Annotated in this window: 19 protein-coding genes; 10 read left to right on the top strand and 9 right to left on the bottom strand. The window is 37.7% G+C overall.

The features are described from left to right. Positions 1-20: 20 nt before the first annotated feature. On the top strand, positions 21-1769 hold the full coding sequence (locus VZD24_RS06260; RefSeq protein ID WP_342687031.1) for an agmatine deiminase family protein: 1749 nt from the start codon (positions 21-23) through the stop codon (positions 1767-1769). 194 nt (positions 1770-1963) lie between these two features. After that, entirely contained in the window at positions 1964-2302 is a 339-nt protein-coding gene (locus VZD24_RS06255) for a hypothetical protein (RefSeq protein WP_279449313.1), read from the top strand. Here VZD24_RS06255 and VZD24_RS06250 read toward each other — a convergent pair whose 3' ends face one another. The 6 genes from VZD24_RS06250 to VZD24_RS06225 all read right to left on the bottom strand — a co-directional run bounded on the left by VZD24_RS06250 (position 2303) and on the right by VZD24_RS06225 (position 6398). Continuing rightward, positions 2303-2872: a DNA-3-methyladenine glycosylase I gene (locus VZD24_RS06250; protein ID WP_279449312.1), complete on the bottom strand. Its 570-nt coding sequence runs from the start codon at positions 2870-2872 to the stop codon at positions 2303-2305. 39 nt (positions 2873-2911) lie between these two features. Then, complete coding sequence (locus tag VZD24_RS06245) at positions 2912-3634, bottom strand: hypothetical protein (RefSeq protein ID WP_279449311.1); 723 nt, start codon at positions 3632-3634, stop codon at positions 2912-2914. 71 nt (positions 3635-3705) lie between these two features. Next, the gene (gene truB, locus VZD24_RS06240) at positions 3706-4395 is read right to left on the bottom strand and encodes a tRNA pseudouridine(55) synthase TruB (RefSeq protein ID WP_279449310.1); all 690 of its coding nucleotides are present in this window, start codon (positions 4393-4395) and stop codon (positions 3706-3708) included. Continuing rightward, on the bottom strand, positions 4396-5190 hold the full coding sequence (locus VZD24_RS06235; RefSeq protein WP_279449309.1) for an undecaprenyl-diphosphate phosphatase: 795 nt from the start codon (positions 5188-5190) through the stop codon (positions 4396-4398). Then, positions 5191-5454, bottom strand: coding sequence for a DUF3098 domain-containing protein (locus VZD24_RS06230; RefSeq protein WP_279449308.1), 264 nt, complete (start codon positions 5452-5454; stop codon positions 5191-5193). Between the two features lie 65 nt (positions 5455-5519). Further along, positions 5520-6398, bottom strand: coding sequence for a cell division protein FtsX (locus tag VZD24_RS06225; RefSeq protein ID WP_279449307.1), 879 nt, complete (start codon positions 6396-6398; stop codon positions 5520-5522). A gap of 47 nt (positions 6399-6445) precedes the next feature. On the opposite strand from VZD24_RS06225, the gene VZD24_RS06220 reads away from it, so the two are divergent. The 3 genes from VZD24_RS06220 to VZD24_RS06210 all read left to right on the top strand — a co-directional run bounded on the left by VZD24_RS06220 (position 6446) and on the right by VZD24_RS06210 (position 11595). Beyond that, positions 6446-7390: a UbiA family prenyltransferase gene (locus VZD24_RS06220; RefSeq protein WP_279449306.1), complete on the top strand. Its 945-nt coding sequence runs from the start codon at positions 6446-6448 to the stop codon at positions 7388-7390. A gap of 88 nt (positions 7391-7478) precedes the next feature. Further along, positions 7479-10853 carry a leucine--tRNA ligase gene (locus VZD24_RS06215; RefSeq protein ID WP_342687033.1) on the top strand — a complete coding sequence of 1125 codons (3375 nt, stop codon included), beginning with the start codon at positions 7479-7481 and terminating at the stop codon, positions 10851-10853. Positions 10854-10905: 52 nt separating this feature from the next. Next, a complete protein-coding gene (locus tag VZD24_RS06210) occupies positions 10906-11595 on the top strand; it encodes a zinc metallopeptidase (RefSeq protein WP_279449304.1) in 690 nt (229 codons plus the stop codon). An 88-nt stretch (positions 11596-11683) separates the two neighbouring features. Here the strand turns inward: VZD24_RS06210 and VZD24_RS06205 are convergent, their stop codons facing one another. Then, entirely contained in the window at positions 11684-13051 is a 1368-nt protein-coding gene (locus VZD24_RS06205) for a saccharopine dehydrogenase family protein (protein ID WP_342687034.1), read from the bottom strand. A gap of 72 nt (positions 13052-13123) precedes the next feature. On the opposite strand from VZD24_RS06205, the gene VZD24_RS06200 reads away from it, so the two are divergent. Together VZD24_RS06200 and pckA are read left to right on the top strand one after the other, a co-directional pair. Beyond that, complete coding sequence (locus VZD24_RS06200) at positions 13124-13519, top strand: DUF423 domain-containing protein (RefSeq protein WP_279449302.1); 396 nt, start codon at positions 13124-13126, stop codon at positions 13517-13519. A 73-nt stretch (positions 13520-13592) separates the two neighbouring features. Beyond that, positions 13593-15194 carry a phosphoenolpyruvate carboxykinase (ATP) gene (pckA, locus tag VZD24_RS06195; RefSeq protein ID WP_279449301.1) on the top strand — a complete coding sequence of 534 codons (1602 nt, stop codon included), beginning with the start codon at positions 13593-13595 and terminating at the stop codon, positions 15192-15194. A 72-nt stretch (positions 15195-15266) separates the two neighbouring features. Here pckA and VZD24_RS06190 read toward each other — a convergent pair whose 3' ends face one another. After that, on the bottom strand, positions 15267-16016 hold the full coding sequence (locus VZD24_RS06190) for a uroporphyrinogen-III synthase (RefSeq protein ID WP_279449300.1): 750 nt from the start codon (positions 16014-16016) through the stop codon (positions 15267-15269). Between the two features lie 32 nt (positions 16017-16048). Continuing rightward, positions 16049-16708 carry a DUF4271 domain-containing protein gene (locus VZD24_RS06185; RefSeq protein WP_342687035.1) on the bottom strand — a complete coding sequence of 220 codons (660 nt, stop codon included), beginning with the start codon at positions 16706-16708 and terminating at the stop codon, positions 16049-16051. 109 nt (positions 16709-16817) lie between these two features. Between VZD24_RS06185 and VZD24_RS06180 the strand changes: the two genes are divergently transcribed. The 3 genes from VZD24_RS06180 (at position 16818) to VZD24_RS06170 (ending at position 19408) form a co-directional block, all read left to right on the top strand. Further along, complete coding sequence (locus VZD24_RS06180) at positions 16818-17567, top strand: polyprenol monophosphomannose synthase (protein ID WP_279449298.1); 750 nt, start codon at positions 16818-16820, stop codon at positions 17565-17567. Positions 17568-17636: 69 nt separating this feature from the next. Beyond that, on the top strand, positions 17637-18977 hold the full coding sequence (locus VZD24_RS06175) for a dihydroorotase (RefSeq protein ID WP_342687036.1): 1341 nt from the start codon (positions 17637-17639) through the stop codon (positions 18975-18977). 56 nt (positions 18978-19033) lie between these two features. Then, complete coding sequence (locus VZD24_RS06170; protein WP_279449296.1) at positions 19034-19408, top strand: DUF4296 domain-containing protein; 375 nt, start codon at positions 19034-19036, stop codon at positions 19406-19408. Positions 19409-19411 lie beyond the last annotated feature (3 nt).

The following is a 19411-nucleotide window of genomic DNA, read 5'->3' as shown; positions in this document are numbered from 1 at the left end:
ATCCACAATCCGTTATTCAAATGAAAAACAACTACACAAAATACCTTTTGGTATTACTTATGGCCTTGCAGACTGCTTTCGCCATTTCACAAGAAAAACAAAACCTACCGCACAATTTATCTGAAACCGAAAAAAGTTTGGTTTCTGATTATCAATTTACAAGTCCGCGATTCTCGCCACCACCATCCGGTTCAGTACGTGCAGCTGCTGAATGGGAAGAGGTTGAATATCTTTTGGTTACTTGGAATCCCAATTACCCAAATATTCTTCGGCAAATAGTAGCGGCTGGTGTACAGGAATGTAAAGTAATTATTACTACTCAAAATGAGACTTATGTTTCAAATTACCTTACAACCAATGGTGTAGATATTTCAAATGTAACATTTTTAGATGTTGATTGGGATAGCATCTGGATTCGCGATTATGCAGGAAATACAATATATTCTGACGATGTTGGAGAACTAGCATTAACCGATTGGATTTACAATCGGCCTCGTCCAAATGATGATGTTATGCCAATAGCTCATGCTGCACAAGTGGGCATTCCACTTTATACCACTAACTCTGGCACCAACGATTTGGTAAACACCGGGGGGAATTATATGAGCGATGGACTGGGCAACGCTTTTGCCTCAAAATTAATTTTGAATGAAAATGCCGCTGGCAACCCCTATGGCGTAAGCGTTAAAACAGAATCGCAAATAGACGATATTATGCAGGATTACATGGGTATAAACCGCTTTGTAAAAATGAATACACTGCCATACGACCAAATTCACCATATTGATATGCACATGAAATTGCTTGATGAAGAAACCATTCTCGTAAGCAAATATCCACCAGGAATAGCCGATGGCCCTCAAATTGAAGCAAATATTCAGTATGTTTTAGATAATTTTCAATCTCCTTTCGGAACGCCTTATGAAATTGAATGGATAGATGCGCCACCAAGTACCAACGGAAATTATCCTAACACAGGAGGCCCTTACAACACATATAGCAATGCGGTTTTTGTAAATAAAACCATTATGGTTCCTACCTATCGCCCAGAGGTTGATGCGCCGGCATTAGCACAATATCAAGAATTGATGCCGGGGTATAATATTGTAGGGATAGACGTAGATAATCCGGGTGAAAATTTAATTAATTCCCTAGGGGCAATTCACTGTATAACACATACTATTGGAGTTGCAGATCCGCTTTGGATTGTACATCAACCCATTGATGAAGCAAACTCGGGAAGTACTGTAATGATCGAAGCCATGATAAAACATATTTCTGGTGTAGCACAGGCAAAGGTTTTTTGGCGAGAAGAGGGTGCTACCACTTATAATGAGGTTGAAATGGCACCTTCCAATGGCGATAATTGGGCGGCAGATTTAACCATCCCGAATACAACCACAGACATTGAATATTATATTTGGGCAAAAGCTATTTCAGGAAAAGAATTAAACCGACCCATTGTGGCTCCAGAAGGATATTGGACTATAAATGTAGAAACGCTTTCCGTAGAAGAGTGGGCGCAGAACCATATTTCGGCGGCATTTCCCAATCCTACTACCGGTAAAGTTTCCTTTAATTTGAATTCAATTCAAGGTCCCGTTACAGTGAAAATCCATAATCTTTTGGGACAAAAATTATACGAGACCCTGATTGTAGATGGCAATGGAATAATAACCTTAAATCTGAATAAAAATTGGCAGGGCACCCTTTTAATAACGTTTGAAGGCAATTTCGGACAAATACATAAAAAGGTTATAAAATTATAATCCTTCCGAAAGGTAAAATTGGTACAGCGCTTTTATACGTATGCAGTTGGCTACAATAGAGAACAAGTGTGTTTTTGTTAAATTTTACACGGAAGACAATTTATTCATTTATTAATTGTTTTTTTGTGCAACCAAACAAATCAGTAATAGTATTCCTAGTAAAAAAAGTAGATTATAAAATCTAAATATCCCCGATGATTATAAAACAAAACCTACTTGTATTCCTTTTATTTGCCGGTATTTCTACCTTTTCATTTTCGCAATCTAAAACAAACGATAACAAACAGATAGATGTAGTACGCGTATATGAACAAGTAGTGCGCGATGGCTACGGCACTCCGTTTATTTACGAAAGATTGGCAACAGCCTATTATTTTAAAGGAGAATATGACAAAGCTGTTTCGTGGTTCCAAAAGTTTTATTCTGAAAAATCTAATACAGATCCAACGCTGGCTTACCAGTATACCCAGTCTTTAAAAGCTGTGGCGTATGCAAATTCAAATAAATCGGAAAGCGCTAATTTGCTTAAATAATTAAACTTCGCTGTATCGAAAACAAGTTTTAATGTGGTCGTTTACCATTCCTGTTGCTTGCATATGTGCATAAACCACTGTACTTCCAACAAATTTAAAACCGCGCTTTTTTAAATCTTTGCTCAAAGCATCGCTAACTAAGGTTGTGGCAGGTACTTCGGCGTGGGTTTTATAAGCATTTTTTATGGGGGTATTGTCTACAAATCCCCACATATAGTTGCTAAAACTACCAAATTCTTTTTGAACCTCCATAAAGCATTTTGCATTCGAAACTGCAGAATAAACTTTCAATTTATTGCGTATAATTCCTGCATTTTGAAGTAATTCGTCAATCTTTTTTTGATCGTATTTGGCTATTTTTTTATAGTTGAAATTGTCGAAAGCTGCTCTAAAGTTTTCTCGTTTCCGAAGAATGGTTATCCAGCTTAAGCCCGCCTGAAAAGTTTCTAATAATAGAAATTCAAAGAGGGTTTTATCGTCCTTCACAGGTACGCCCCATTCTATGTCGTGATAATTTACATAAAGCGGATCTGTTCCGCACCACTCACAACGTACTTTTTTTGAGCTCATTCGTGTATTTTATTTAAGATAAATCTTCAACCAAAATTTTTATTGCTGGCCCGGAAAGTTAAAAGTTATGGTGCCTAACTGCTTTTCTCTAACTGCATCTGTATTAAATCGGGCTTCTTTGGAATAATCCAAAGCCGCGTCTATTAAACATTCATTAGCTGTAGATGAAGCACTTTTGTTATATGAATTTTTAACCACCTTCCCGAGATTATTTACTTCAACATTTATCACTACTTTTCCCGAACCGTAGCAGGTGTAAACCGGATTGGGCAATTCAATATCCTTTCTGTTAACCAAGCGATAACTTATAGTTGTATTTCTATTACCGCTACTTACAACGGCTTCATCTGTTTTATTGCTTTCGCTATTGGAGAATTTTTTTTTGTTTTCCTTTTCGGGCTTTGTTAAAACTGTGGTTCCAACTCCATTATCGCTTTTTGAATTGGTGATAGCTTCATTTATTTCTTGAAGTTTTCCTTCGGTTGTTTCGGTAATTTCACGATTGTCGTTTTCTACGGATGAAATAAACTTTTCAGCTTGATTGTAGGCTCGATTGGTTTCAATTTTTACCTTTTCAGGTGAAAGCTTAGCAATAGCTATATCTTCGGGAAGCAACTCTTCTGGTGCCATAACAACATCGAAACTTTCCTCGTTTGGAGCAACCTGCTCTTTTGAAAGTTTTACGCTGTACAGAAATAGCACTAAACTTCCCGAAAGCAGGGAAGTGATCAAAAAGGCTCTATACGAATAATTAAAATTCATCTTTACAAGTACCGAAATTTTGTGCAAAATTCCACAAAACCGCTGAAAATTAAGACAGTATTAATGATATTTTAACTTGTCAGCGAATTTTCAAATGCTTCAATATCAATTGCGTTTTTTACTGAAAAGTCGCCAATTTTAGTTCGTCTAAGAGCCGAAAGATGTGCGCCATTGTCCAACGCCTTTCCAAAATCGTTCGCCAAAGAACGAATATAGGTGCCTTTGCTGCAAACCACTCTAAAATAAATTTTTGGCATTTCAATTTTAGTTATTTCAAACTCTGAAATGGTAACCGTTCTAAATGGAATATCAACCTTTTCGCCACTTCGCGCAAATTCGTACAAGCGTACGCCGTCTTTTTTTAATGCCGAAAAAACGGGGGGTTGTTGCTGTATTTCGCCTAAAAACTGCTTTGTGGCCTCGTATATTTTTTCCGAAGTGATTTCTGAAATATTAAAAGTTTGATCTATTTCAGTTTCTAAATCGTAACTCGGGGTGGTGGCTCCCAAGGTAAAAGTACCGGTATACTCCTTTTCCTGAGCTTGAAATGTGTCTATTCGCTTGGTGAATTTTCCAGTGCAGATAATTAAAAGTCCAGTGGCTAAAGGATCTAACGTGCCTGCATGGCCAACTTTTATTTTTTTAATGTTGAAGGATTTTCTAATTAACCAACGTACTTTGTTTACCGCTTGGAACGATGTCCATTCCAATGGTTTGTCTATTAAAATTACTTGACCCGCTTTGTAGTCTTCTGCTGTCATTTATATATAAAAGCTCGCTACTATTGCAACAATACCCACTATTACACAGTAAATTGAAAAATATCGAAGTTTGCTTTTTTTCACAAGGGAAATCATCCAGGTACAAGCTATAAGGCCGCAAATAAAGGCTGCGATAAACCCAACGCTCAATACGCCAAAGTCTGTATTATGGGTTGAAATCTGCCCACCCAATAAATCTTTTGCTATTTTACCAAAAATGAGCGGTACTACCATTAAAAATGAAAATCTTGCCGCTTTGGCTTTGTCGTTTCCTAAAAGTACAGACGTTGAAATTGTTGCGCCACTTCGGGAAATACCGGGTAACATAGCTATAGCTTGCGCTACCCCAATAATAATTGAATCTTTTAAAGTAACGGGTTTGCCGGTATTTTTAGATCTATCTGCCAGCCATAATAACACTGCGGTTATAATTAGCATAGCGCCAACAAATGCAATGCTGCCTCCAAAAAACGACTCTAATTCTTCTTCAAATAGCAAACCGATAATTACGGCTGGAAGCATGGATAGAATAATTTTTACCGAGAATTGTGTTTCTTCATTCCAATTAAATTTTAATAGTCCGCTTATAATTTCAATAATATCTTTTCTAAATACTACGATTGTACTAAGCGCGGTGGCAAAGTGAAGAATCACCGTAAAAAGCAAACTTTCTTCCGGTAATGAGGTGTCTCCTAAAATTACTTTCCCAATTTCAAGATGTCCGCTTGATGAAACGGGTAAAAATTCAGTAAAACCTTGAACAACACCAAGAATAATAGCGTCTAGATAATCCATTTAATTTTCTTCTTTACTCTCGGGTTTTAATAATATTGCATACACCTCAATGGCAAATCCTAAAAGTACCAGGGCTGGCGCTAAGCGAATGCGGCGCCAATTGTATATTTCGGGATTAAAAACGTTGGGATCGTCGCTTCCACCTCCTGTCATTAAAATAAAACCTAAAGCTATAAACGCCACGCCAATAAGCATAAATTTGTAGTTTTTTCTTTCAAATACAAATACGGGTTTATAATCTTCTTTTCGTTTTTTTTCTCCCATGGTAATAGAATTACAAGTTGTGAATTTTCGTTTTTTAAATAGGACTATTTAATAATTTATAAAATTTAATAATACAGATCATCGGTGCGTAAATTTAAAAACCGTTGTGTGGCAATAAAGGTACTAATCCAGGTTATTAAAACGCCCATTAAAAATATAAATACAAATAGTACTGCCAAAAGCACAGGGTCGCCCAATAATTGTAATTGTGGGAAGCTTTGATTTAAATAATAGAGCACCAATCCCATCCCAATCATGGCCACAATAGCTCCTATTATGCCTAGGCGAACACTTTTCCATACAAAGGGTTTGCGTATAAATTTTTTAGTAGCTCCAACCATTTGCATGGTTTTTATGGTAAATCGTTTTGCATAAATACTTAGCCGGATGCTGCTATTAATGAGCAAAACTGCAATAAATGTGAAAATTGCGCTAATTACCAATACCCAAAAACTAATGCGTTTTACGTTTTCTGTAAGTTGTGCAATTAGGGGTTTATCGTAAATAACCTCATCTACAAAATCCTTGTTTTTTAACTCGTTAGTTATGTTTTCCATTTTTTCGGGCGTAACATAATCTGCCAAAATATAAACATCGATACTATTTTGTAGCGGATTTTCACCCAAATATTCTATAAAATTTTCGCCCAAAGTTTCTTGGTGTTCTTTGGCGGCATCTTCTTTTGAAACAAAAGCTGCAGACTTCGTATATTCGGCCAATGCTAGACTTTGCTTTAATTGGGTAATTTCAACTTCTTTGGCACTGTCTTTTAAAAATACCGTTATTGCAATTTGTTCTTTAAAATAATCGGCAACTTTTTTTGAATTTAAAACTAGCAACCCTAGTAATCCCAATAGAAAGAGCACCAATGAAATACTTATAACTACAGAAAAATAGGAAGAAATCAATCTGCGTTTTTGATATTTTTCAAAAGAGGAGCTCATAGGTTTTGTTGAATTTTGGCGTAAAAATACAAGTAATTTTGCATCTTGTGTTAAACAACGTAGAAAGTTTCCAAATTGTTACATTAAGTTTAAATTTGTGTAGCCTTAAACTTTTTAAAATTATTAAACACCTGCTTAAATCGTTAAAAATTTCCCGACCGGGACTTTGGTTTCCAGTTATTTGGATTTATTTAGTTCCCTTTGACTTAGCTTCGCGTTTCTGGGAGACGCCCCTCTTTTGGGTAGGTCTGGTTTTTGTTACATTTCCGTTGAATTATTTGTTATACGGACTAAACGATTTTACAGATGGCAAAGCAGATGTTTTAAATCCACGAAAGGGCAATTATCTTTTTGGTCCTAAATTTAACAAAAAGGAACTGGAACCAGTTTTTTGGCAAATTACCGCCGTTATTTTACCCTGCGTAGCTTTCTTTTCTTATTTAAAAGGAAGAGAAATGTTTCTGTTATTGCTCTTTATGATTGTGATGAATATTATTTACAATTTTAAGCCCTTTCGAATTAAGCGTAGACCGCCACTCGAAATTTTATTTCAAGTGGGCTATCTCTTTACGGCACTTTTTAGTATTTTATTAAATGATTTGGAAATGCTGCCTTGGCAAACATTTCTATATCTATTGTTGTTTGCTTTTCACGCACAATTGGCTGGGCAAATTATGGACATTGAAACCGATGTTTTAGCCGGTAAAAAAACAACGGCCGTTTTATTGGGACGAAAAAAAACAAAACTCCTCGTGCTCATTTTAATTTTAACCGAAGTATTTATACTGTTTTACTGGTTTAATGAGTGGGTGCTGTCCGGTTTTTTAGCAGCCTTTTCACTATGGCTTGTTTTAGATATTTTTGTTTTCTTTAAAGAGAAGCCTTATACCGTTAAGCAATTAAAGTACTTCGGAATAGCAATAAATATCGTGGCGTTTTTATCTATTGCTTGGGTGCTTTATTCGGGAAACTTACTTCAACCAAACTTTTAAATTATTAAGGTTTTTACTTGTTCTAATAAACCTTAAATTTGCCGCTCTTTCCAACATTGGAAATAATTTTTCAAAAGAATAAAAGAAGATGGGCAAATATCACTTCAACGAAATAGAGGCAAAGTGGCAGAAACATTGGGCCGAAAACGAAACCTTTAAGGCTAAAAATCCAGGATCCCCTCCTTCGGAAGGGCTGGGGGAGCCCTATTACGTTTTAGATATGTTTCCCTATCCTTCCGGTGCGGGTCTGCATGTTGGGCATCCTTTAGGCTATATTGCCAGCGATGTGTATGCGCGTTTTAAACGCCACCAAGGTTTTAATGTTTTGCACCCTATGGGCTATGATTCTTTTGGATTGCCAGCAGAGCAATACGCCATACAAACGGGGCAACATCCGGCACAAACCACTAAAGTGAATATTGAAGGTGGCGTAGATAACAGTGGTAATAAAATTGATGGTTATCGCAAACAACTCGATAAAATAGGGTTTTCGTTTGACTGGAGTCGCGAAGTGCGCACCAGCGATCCCGAATATTATAAATGGACCCAGTGGATTTTTCTGCAGTTGTTTGATAGTTGGTACGATACAGATTTAAACAAGGCACGTTCAATAGAAGAGCTGCGAAGTATTTTTTCTTCTGAAGGAAATATTCATATAAATGCGGTTTGTGATGATGGAATTGCACATTTTACGGCTTCGGAATGGCTCGATTTTTCAGAAACCGAAAAACAGGAAATTCTTCTAAAATACAGATTAACATATTTAGCCGAAACGGAAGTAAACTGGTGCCCGCAACTCGGTACCGTTTTGGCGAATGACGAAATAGTAAACGGCGTTTCCGAACGCGGTGGCTATCCTGTTGTTCGAAAAAAAATGAAACAATGGAGTATGCGTATTACCGCTTACGCCCAGCGTTTGCTTGACGGACTCGAGAATATAGATTGGCCGCAACCATTGAAGGATTCCCAAACCAACTGGATTGGGCGTTCGAAGGGAGCAAGCGTAGAATTCAAAGTCCTCCCCCTAACCCCCTCCGAAGTTGGGGGGGCAAGTAGTGCTGAGTATTTAACAGGCAATTCCAAAATAATTGGCACTTTACTTTCGCGAGCTAAAGAAATGCGTAAAAATCCAACGAAAGCTGAAGCACTTTTATGGAACGAATTAAAAACAAAAAAAACGGGATATAAATTTCGTCAACAACATCCCATCGACAACTATATAGTTGATTTTGTTTGTCTTTCTAAAAGATTAATAATTGAAGTTGATGGTGAAATTCATCAATATCAATTAGAAAAGGATGGAGAGCGGGAATTGCTTTTAAAAGAAAAAAAAGGTTTTAAAATTTTACGTTTTACCAATAACGAAGTCTTTCACAATCTAGAAAAGGTGATTTCAAAAATTAATGAAACCTTAGAAATCATACCCAAACTAGAGGATTTAGAGGAGGCCTTAATCCCCCCTTTGGGGGCAAGGGGGACAATTCCCGTGTTTACAACCCGTCCCGACACAATCTTCGGTGTAAGTTTTATGGTTTTGGCGCCAGAGCACGAATTAGTTTCAAAAATCACTACCGCTGAACAAAAAGAAGCCGTAGAAAACTATGTTGAAGCCACCGCAAAACGCAGCGAACGCGAACGAATGGCCGATGTAAAAACCATAACAGGTGTGTTTACCGGCGCGTATGCAGAGCATCCGTTTACAAAAGAACCAATCCCAATTTGGATTGGCGATTATGTGTTGGCGGGCTACGGAACGGGTGCCGTTATGAGCGTTCCCTGCGGCGATCAGCGCGATTATGAATTTGCCAAGCATTTCAACATCCCTATTCCTAATATTTTTAAAGATGCCGATATTTCGGAGGAAGCCTATTCCGATAAAGAAAATACAATCATCACCAACAGCGATTTCCTAAATGGGTTAAACTATTCCGAAGCAATGGAAAAAATAATTACTGCTTTGGAAGAAAAAGGAATTGGAGAAGGAAAAATAAATTACCGTTTGCGCGATGCAGTTTTTAGCCGCCAGCGCTATTGGGGTGAGCCCTTCCCGATTTATTATAAAGACGGAATGCCATATGCAATTCCAACCAAATGTTTGCCATTACGCCTCCCCGATGTTGAAAAATATTTGCCCACCGAAGAAGGCGAGCCACCGTTGGGCCGCGCCGATGACTGGGCGTGGGATGAAAAACAGTTGTCAGTTGTCAGTTGTCAGTTGATTGACTACAAAACCGTTTTTCCTTTGGAATTGAACACCATGCCGGGTTGGGCGGGCAGCAGTTGGTACTTTTTCCGATATATGGAAAGTGAAATGCGCAACGAAGTTTTCGCCTCAAAAGAAGCATTAAATTATTGGAAAAATGTGGATTTATACATAGGCGGAAGCGAGCACGCAACTGGCCATTTGTTGTACAGCCGTTTTTGGGTAAAGTTTATGCACGACCGCGGATTGGTGCCCGTAGAGGAACCTTTTAAAAAGCTGATAAATCAAGGAATGATTTTGGGGGAGAGTGCGTTTGTGCACCGAATTGAAGGAGAAAATAAGTTTGTTTCTGCTACTTTGGCCAAAGATTATAATACGCAACCAATACACTCAGATGTTTCATTTGTAAACAATTCAAATGAATTAGACATAGAAACCTTTAAAAACTGGCGTGAAGAATATAAAGACGCTATTTTTATTTTAGAAGATGGAAGTAATTACGAACCAAACTCCTCCCCTTTGGGGAGGACGGGAGGGGACTTTAAAGTTTCCCGCGAAGTAGAAAAAATGTCCAAAAGCAAATACAACGTGGTAAACCCCGATGATATTTGCAACCAATACGGGGCTGATACTCTAAGAATGTACGAAATGTTCCTCGGACCGTTGGAACAAGCAAAACCGTGGAACACTGCGGGAATTACCGGCGTGCACGGCTTCTTAAAAAAACTTTGGAAATTGTACCATTCGGGCCCAGATGATTCATTTTACGTCGCAGACACTCCCCCTTTGGAGGGGTCGGGGGAGGCCTTAAAAACGCTTCATAAAACCATCAAAAAAGTACAGGAAGATATTGAAGACTTCAGCTTTAATACTTCGGTTTCGTCGTTTATGATTGCGGTGAATGAGCTTACTGCGCAAAAATGTAATTCGCGCGAAGTATTGGAACCTTTTATTATTCTTATTTCGCCCTATGCGCCACATATTGCGGAAGAGCTATGGCAAAAGTTGGGGCATTCAGAAAGTATTTCCACGGCGCCATTTCCAAAGTTTGAACAGAAATATTTGGTTGAAAGTACAAAGGAATACCCAATATCTTTCAACGGAAAAATGCGTTTTACGATGAAACTTCCATTAGATTTAAGCAAAGACGAAATTGAATCTGCCGTAATGGCACATGAGAAGACAGCCCAGTATTTAGAGGGAAGAACACCGAAAAAGGTAATTATCGTACCCGGAAAAATAGTGAATATCGTTGGTTAAAAATTTGCACGCTTTTTGCTTAAATTTGATGTAAGAATTAAAAACTAAAAAAATGTTTGGATACTATATAATTGCAGGAATTATTTTTTTGGTGAGTTGGTACGTGAGCCATAAACTAAAAAGTAAATTTAAGGAATACAGCAAAATCCATCTTCAGAATGGAATGAGCGGAAAGGAAATTGCTGAAAAAATGTTGGCAGATAACGGTATAACCGATGTTCAGGTAATTTCGGTGCCCGGTCAATTAACAGATCATTACGACCCTGCCAAGAAAACTGTAAACTTAAGTGAGCCGGTTTATATGCAGCGCAATGCAGCTGCGGCAGCCGTTGCTGCCCATGAATGCGGCCACGCGGTGCAGCATGCTACTGCTTATAGTTGGTTAAAGCTACGATCAACCATTGTTCCGGCGGTAAGTGTTTCCAGTAAACTGTCTAATTTTGTAATTATGGCGGGTATTATTTTATTCGCAACCGGTTCGGCGTTTGGCACTTGGATTTTTGGCGTTGGTATTATACTTTTCGCTGTAACTACGGCATTTGCATTTATTACCCTTCCGGTGGAGTTTGATGCGAGTAAGCGTGCCTTGGTTTGGTTAGAAACCAATAATATGGTTACTCCAAAAGAACACGATGGTGCAAAAGATGCCTTAAAATGGGCTGCGCGAACGTATGTAGTTGCGGCGCTTGGGTCTTTAGCAACCCTGCTTTACTTTATCTCTATTTTCATGGGAAGAAGATAATAAACGATTTTAAATAATTTATTGAAATAAAAAACCCGCGAATTTCGCGGGTTTTTTTGGTATCGTAAATGTGTAATGCGCATTATTTTTAACTTAGGTTATCTGGATTATACCCTAGGTATCTTACTTCTTCTTCGCGGAAAATAACGCCATTTTCCTCCAGTTCTTTTAAAATTGGTTCATAAACTTCTTTTGCAATTGGTCGTTGAACGCCGGGTGTATTTATTTCACCATTTAAAATTTTTACAGCAGCAATTGCAACCGGCAAACCAACTGTTTTTGCCATAGCCGTATGGGTTTGGTCTTCGCCAATTAAAGCCATATGGCTGTCAATTTGGTGTTTTTTACCATCTAATTCGTAACCGAATTTGTGATACATTACAATCATATCTTTATCTTCCGGTGCCAAGGTCCATTTTTCTTCCAATATTTTTTGAAGCGCCATGGCTGGGGTTGCATTTTCAATACCTATTGTTTTTTCCTTATTGAAAATGTCTAATTCCACTAATTTTTCCCACATTAAATCGTCTTGGTCTATTTTAAGCGCGTAACGAAGTTTCAGTTCAACTGTATCTGTTGGTGAATACGCCAGAAATAAATTTACAAATTCGCGATATGTTAAGTTTTTGGAATCCGGAATTGTATATGTATCGTCGGTCATTCCCAATTGCACAAACATATTCCAAGCCTTGCTAAAACCAACTCTTCTAATGGTTCCGCGATAAAGTGTAAGAATATTGTCGAGGCCGTAAACAGATTGGTATTGTAACGAATTTCTATTTGCCAATACTTCAAATTTTCCGTAGCCTTCAATATTTATAAATTCGGTTCTTCGGAAGAGTCTGTGGTACGGTATGTATTTATACCTTCCTTCCTGAATAAATTCCGCAGCACCGCCTTGGCCCGCTAATACTACGTTTCTAGGATTCCATGTAAATTTGTAATTCCACAAATTATTATCGCTTTCGGGAGCGATCAAACCGCCGCAAAATGATTCAAAAAGAAGCATTTTACCACCTTTTGCACGAATTCGGTCTATAACCTGCATGGCGCTCATATGATCTACTCCAGGGTCTAGACCTATTTCATTCATAAAAACCAAACCTTTTGCTTCGGCTTTGTGATTTAATGCCTGCATTTCCTTACTTACATAAGAAGCGGTAACCATGTGTTTTCCGTATTCCAAACAATCTTTGGCCACCTCAATATGGTAGCGCGCTGGCAGCATAGAAATTACCAGATCGCTATTTAAAACAGCTTCCTTGCGCTGCACTTCGTTAAATACGTCCAGCAAAATTCCGCGTGCGTTGTTATGACCTTCAGTGAACTTTTGCGCAGACTGTATGGAAATGTCCCCTATGGTAATAAAAAGGTTTTCTTTTTCGCTTTTATCTAATAAATAACGTATTAAGCTTGCGGCAGATCTTCCGGCGCCTATAATTAAAATGTTTCTCATCGGGGGAGTTTTTTTGTTAACTTTGAGGGTAGATTTTGTATGGCACGAAATTACTAATTCCAAAATTTAAAAATGACAGATTTCAATAAAAATATGGTGGTGACGGCTACTTTTCTTGCTGCTGCTACCATTGCAATTGGAGCCTTTGGGGCGCACGGTTTAAAGAATTTGGTAGCGCCCGCGGCCTTGGTAACTTTTGAAACGGGCGTACGGTACCAAATGTATCATTGTTTGGCTATTTTGGCATTGGGATTGGCACCTGCTATTCCATTAAAAATAAAAAAAACGGTATTCTGGTTTTTTATAATAGGAATACTGTTTTTTTCAGGTTCAATTTATTTGCTAGCATTAAACGAAATTTTGCCTTTTAATTCGGCTAGTATTGGTTTTGTTACGCCTCTCGGCGGATTAACGTTTATAATAGGTTGGATTTATTTGGGCTATTCGGTGCTTTCCTTAAAGAAGTAATAATTGTTTTTTTATTTTTCTTCAATCTCTATAAGATTTGCTACTTTTGTACTCTACAAAATCTAAAAAAGGTATGGTCGATAAAAACCAAGCTACGAAAACGATTTCGATTGAAAAATACGGAATCAAAAACGCAAAAGTTAAATATCAACTTTCTTCTCAAGAGCTTCACAGCGAAACATTACAAAAAGGACAGGGAACTGAAGCCGCTAGTGGCGCCCTGGCAGTAAATACGGGAGAATTTACTGGAAGGTCTCCTAAAGATAGGTTTATTGTGAAAGACGATGTTACCCGTGAGAGAGTATGGTGGGGAAATATAAATATTCCCTTTCCATCTGATATGTTTGATAAACTATATGATCGGGTTACCGATTATCTTTCTGAAAAGGAAGTATATGTGCGCGACAGTTACGCCTGCGCTGATGAAGACTACAAATTAAATATACGTGTAATTAATGAAACACCTTGGTGCAATTTATTTGCCCACAATATGTTTTTGCGTCCAAATGAAGATGAATTGGCTTCCTTTGATCCCGAATGGCTTATCGTAAATGCTCCGGGATTTATGGCAGACCCAGAAGTTGATGGCACCAGACAACACAATTTTGCAATTCTAAATTTTACTAGAAAAATTGCCTTAATTGGTGGAACAGGCTACACCGGCGAAATTAAAAAAGGAATTTTCTCTGCCCTTAACTTTATACTACCAGTAAATAAAAACACCATGCCAATGCACTGCTCGGCAAATGTGGGTGATGATGGAGAAACCGCTATTTTCTTTGGGCTTTCTGGAACTGGAAAAACCACACTATCTGCAGATCCGGAACGAAAGTTAATTGGTGATGATGAACACGGTTGGACCGCAGACAACAAAATATTTAACTTTGAAGGTGGTTGTTACGCAAAAGTAATAAACCTCTCTGAAGAGAACGAACCAGATATTTTTAACGCAATAAAGCCTGGAGCCCTCCTTGAAAATGTAATCATGGATGATAAGGGCGAGGTGGATTTTTCCAATACTTCAATTACACAAAATACACGTGTAAGCTACCCTATTTACCACATTAATAATATTCAAGTGCCGTCTATTGGTGAAAACCCAAAGAACATTTTCTTTTTAACGGCAGACGCATTTGGGGTATTGCCTCCTATTTCAAAACTAACTCCGGGACAAGCGGCCTATCATTTTATAAGTGGTTATACAGCCAAAGTGGCGGGTACCGAAGATGGAATTAACGAACCAACACCAAACTTTTCGGCTTGTTTTGGAGCGCCGTTTATGCTGCTTCACCCTACCGAATATGCCGAAATGTTAAGCAAAAAGATGAAAGATTCTGGCGTTAATGTTTGGTTGGTAAACACAGGTTGGACCGGCGGTCCCTACGGTGTAGGAAGCCGTATGAAGCTTAAATATACCCGTGCTATGATTGCAGCTGCACTAGATGGAAAACTAAAGGATGTAGAATTTGAAAAACATCCAATTTTCAACTTGATGATGCCAAAATCCTGCCCCAATGTTCCAGCCGAAATTTTAAATCCAAAAGATACTTGGAAGAATAAAAAAGCTTACGATATTCAAGCCAAAGAATTGGCAAACTCGTTTAAGGAAAACTTTGCCAAGTTTGAATCGTACGCCAATGACGAAATACTAGCAGGAGCACCAGTTTCAGAATAATTTCCTGAGATAATTATAAAACAAAGGCTTGCCAATATGGCGAGCCTTTTTTTATTTAGCAAGTAGGTAAAGTTATTTTTTGTTGTTTACCTCTTTAATGTACTTTTCTAAAGCCATGGTCATAGAAGGTGTTTCTGGTGTTGGCGCCTGTATATCTACACGTAGGCCTTGTTCGCCAGCTGCTTTTACCGTTGTGTTCCCAAATACGGCAATGCGTGTATCCTTCTGTTCAAAATCTGGGAAGTTTTCGAACAACGATTGAATTCCGCTGGGGCTAAAAAACACCAGAATATCGTAATAAACATCGCGTAAATCTGAAAGATCGCTAATAACAGTTTTGTAAAAAGTTGCTTCTTTCCAATCTACTTTCAGATCGTTGAGTATTTCTGGAACTTCCGGCTTCAATTTGTCTGAAGAAGGAAGTAAGAATTTTTCATTTTTATATTTCTTAATAAGTGGCGTAAGTTCAGAAAAAGTACGTTTTCCCACATAAATTTTTCGTTTTCTATACACTACATATTTTTGAAGATAATAAGCAACGGCTTCACTTAAACAAAAATATTTCATAGAATCAGGCACCTTAAAGCGAAGCTCTTCGGCGATTCTGAAATAATGATCTACAGAGTTTCTACTTGTAAGAATAACCGCTGTATATTTGGCAAGATCTACTTTTTGGGCTCTAACGTCTTTGCCCGAAACACCCTCCACATGAATAAAGGGCCGGAAATCTATTTTCACCTTTTGCTTTTCAATTAATTCAAAATAGGGGGAGTTTTCAATCTTAGGCTCTGGCTGGGAAACCAAAATAGTTTTCACTTTCATAGGTAGTCTTGATTTTTTTTAAATATAAAATCTTAAACAATGCTCTTGTAAAGGATGATATAAGGTGAAATTTCAAGTGCGCAAAGATACAAAATAAAATAGAAGAAATTGCGGAAAATCAATTTTCCATTTTTCTTATAGCTGTAAAGCAGTGCAGTAGCGTTTAGCAACAGGGCAAAGCCCCCAAAGATAATGAGCGACATTGGGGTAGGCGGATACATATATAAAAAGAATAGATTGCCAGCAAAAAAGAATATTCCTAAAAAATTGCGGTAACTCAACTTTTGATATAAATAATTATTGATTAGATCATCTATTGAAAAAATATTCGCGACAATTTTCTCAATGGCGAATTTAATCAAGATGAATGTGGTGTAGGCGGTGCAAATTTGTATAAACAGCCAGTCGTTATTTTTAACCAATTCTGGATTAAAAGTATTAAATAACAGAAATATAAAAAGTGAAACACATACTATCTGTGTCACAAATAAAATCATGTTAAACGGATGCGTTAATTCGTCGTTTTTACCGTGTACAAAAAAGTACTGGTTTGTTAAGGGCAACAACGAAAATTCGTGAAAGCGTCTTGGATAGTAATATTTGGCAACTGCGTAAAATACAAAGCAGCCCAGCAGCAAGTAGGTAGCCCAATCTATGGCTTCTATCAGTCTATAGCTATAATCTGCGTTCAATTTTTTTGGTAAAGGTACAGTAAAATATAATTCCTTTTTAGCCTCGGAATTAGATTTTCATTCACATTTGTTTCTTCAAAAAAGGGTACATTTGCGCAAAAATAGCAGTATGTCTAAGGCGGTAGTGGTGGTGCCAACCTACAATGAAAGTGAAAATATAGAGCGGTTGCTGCGCACAATATTTTCCTTGCAGCGCGAGTTTCACGTGTTGGTTGTAGATGATAACTCGCCGGACGGTACTGCAAAACTCGTAGAAAACTATTTTAGCAGGTATCCTGAAAAACTTTTTTTACTGAATAGAGCTGAAAAAAAGGGATTGGGAGCAGCTTATATTGCTGGATTTAAGTGGGCATTGAAAAATAACTACGACTATATTTTTGAAATGGATGCCGATTTTTCCCACAACCCAAACGATCTTATACGGTTGTTTAACGCCTGTCAAAAAAACGGAAACGATCTTGCCATTGGCTCCCGTTACGTAAAAGGTGTAAACGTTGTAAATTGGCCTATGAGCCGGGTACTGCTTTCGTGGCTTGCCTCGCGCTATGTGCAGTTTGTTATGCGAATGAACATCTATGATGCCACCGCCGGATTTATTTGCTATAGACGAAGTGTTTTAGAGAAAATAAACCTAGACAATATACGTTTTGTGGGCTATGCCTTCCAAATAGAAATGAAGTTTAAAGCCTACATAAGCAATTTCAAAATTAAGGAAGTCCCCGTTATATTTACTGACCGAACCAAGGGAGAGTCCAAAATGAGTTCAGGCATTATCTCGGAGGCTATCTTTGGGGTGATAGGAATGAAATTTAAAAGTGTATTTAACCGTAAACGATTTAATGAAAAATCATTTCATTAAACAAATAATACAGGGTAGGATTTTTTTTAAAAAAGTTTTATTGGGTAAATTAAAGTATAAAAGCTACAGATGAAATCAGTTTTAATTAAGAACGCAAACATAGTAAACGAAGGAAAAATTGTAAAGGGAGACGTTCTCGTTAAAGACGGCCGTATTGCAGAAATTTCTGAAACCATAAGTATGAAATCTGCCGAAACTAAAGTTATAGACGCAGACGGAAGTTATTTACTGCCCGGAATGATAGACGATCAAGTACATTTTCGCGAGCCAGGATTAACACATAAAGCTACTGTTGAAACGGAGTCTAAAGCAGCTGTAGCCGGTGGTATTACCTCCTTTATTGAAATGCCAAACACGAACCCGCAAGCCACAACAATTAACTTGCTGGAAGATAAGTTTGATATTGCGGCAAAAACGTCGTGGGCCAATTACTCTTTTATGTTTGGAGGCACGAACGATAATATAGACGAAATTTTAAAAGTTGATCCACAGAAAGTGGCGGGACTAAAATTATTTCTAGGCTCCTCCACGGGAAATATGCTTGTGGACGATCCTAAGATACTGGAGGAAATCTTCAGTAAAACCAAGTTGCTAATTTCTGCCCATTGCGAAGACGAAGACACTATTAAAAAGAATTTAGAAAAAGCAAAAGAGGAGTTCGGAGAGGATATTCCAATTGCACTTCACCCAAAAATCCGCAGCGAGGAAGCTTGTTATATTTCTTCTTCTAGAGCCATAAAACTTGCCGAAAAAACAGGGGCTCGCTTACATGTATTTCATCTTTCAACTGAAAAAGAAACACATCTTTTTAGCAATAAAAAACCATTGGCCGAAAAGAAAATCACAGCCGAAGTTTGTATACATCACTTGTGGTTTTCTGAAGAAGATTACAAACTAAAAGGCACAAAAATAAAGTGGAACCCCGCCGTAAAAACTCAAAAGGATAGAGATGGTTTGCTTAAGGCGTTGCTGGACGACCGTATAGACGTAATTGCAACAGACCATGCACCACATACGATAGAAGAAAAAAATAATAAATATTTAAGCGCACCTTCTGGAGGACCATTGGTGCAACACGGCTTGGTGGCCCTGTTAGAAATGTATCATAAAGGCAAAATTTCTATAGAGAAAATTGTGGAGAAATTTGCGCACAACCCTGCCATTCTGTTTCAAATAAAGGAACGCGGATTTATAAGGGAAGGCTATAAAGCCGATTTGGTTCTGGTAGATCTAAACTCACCTTGGAACGTAAAAAAGGAGAATATACTTTATAAATGCGGATGGTCTCCGTTTGAAGGTACTATCTTTAAATCGCGTATAACCCATACTTTGGTGAATGGTGTTGTTGTGTATGAAAACTTCAAATTTCCGAATAAAAGCAATGCTGAAAGATTAACCTTTGATAGATAATGAAATACTGGCTATTTATTTTTGTATGTGTTTTAAGCTTTTTTGGTTGTCAAAATGTGGAACAACCAAAAAAACCAAAAAACCTTATTTCTAAAGATAAAATGATAGATATCTTAACCGAATCGTATCTGGCCAATGCTGCGCGAAGTGTAAACAACCAAACTATTATAGATAAGGGCGTAATTCTAGATTCAATAATTTATAACAATTTTGGGGTGGATAGCCTACAATTTGCCAAAAGCAATGCCTATTACGCCGCGGATGTAAATAGCTATATGGAAATTTTTCAAAAAGTTGAAACTCGACTCAAGCAAATGCAGCATAAATTAGACAGTATTCGCGAAATGGAAAGAGATTTAAACGATAGTGTCGGGAAAAAGAAGTTTGAAAAAATAATAGAAGACGAACCCCTAAAAGATAGTTTAATCTAAAAA

The organism is Aequorivita flava, from assembly GCF_038742595.1.
In the GTDB taxonomy this organism is placed as follows: Bacteria; Bacteroidota; Bacteroidia; order Flavobacteriales; family Flavobacteriaceae; genus Aequorivita; species Aequorivita marisscotiae.
This window is presented reverse-complemented; position numbering and strand designations above follow the sequence as displayed.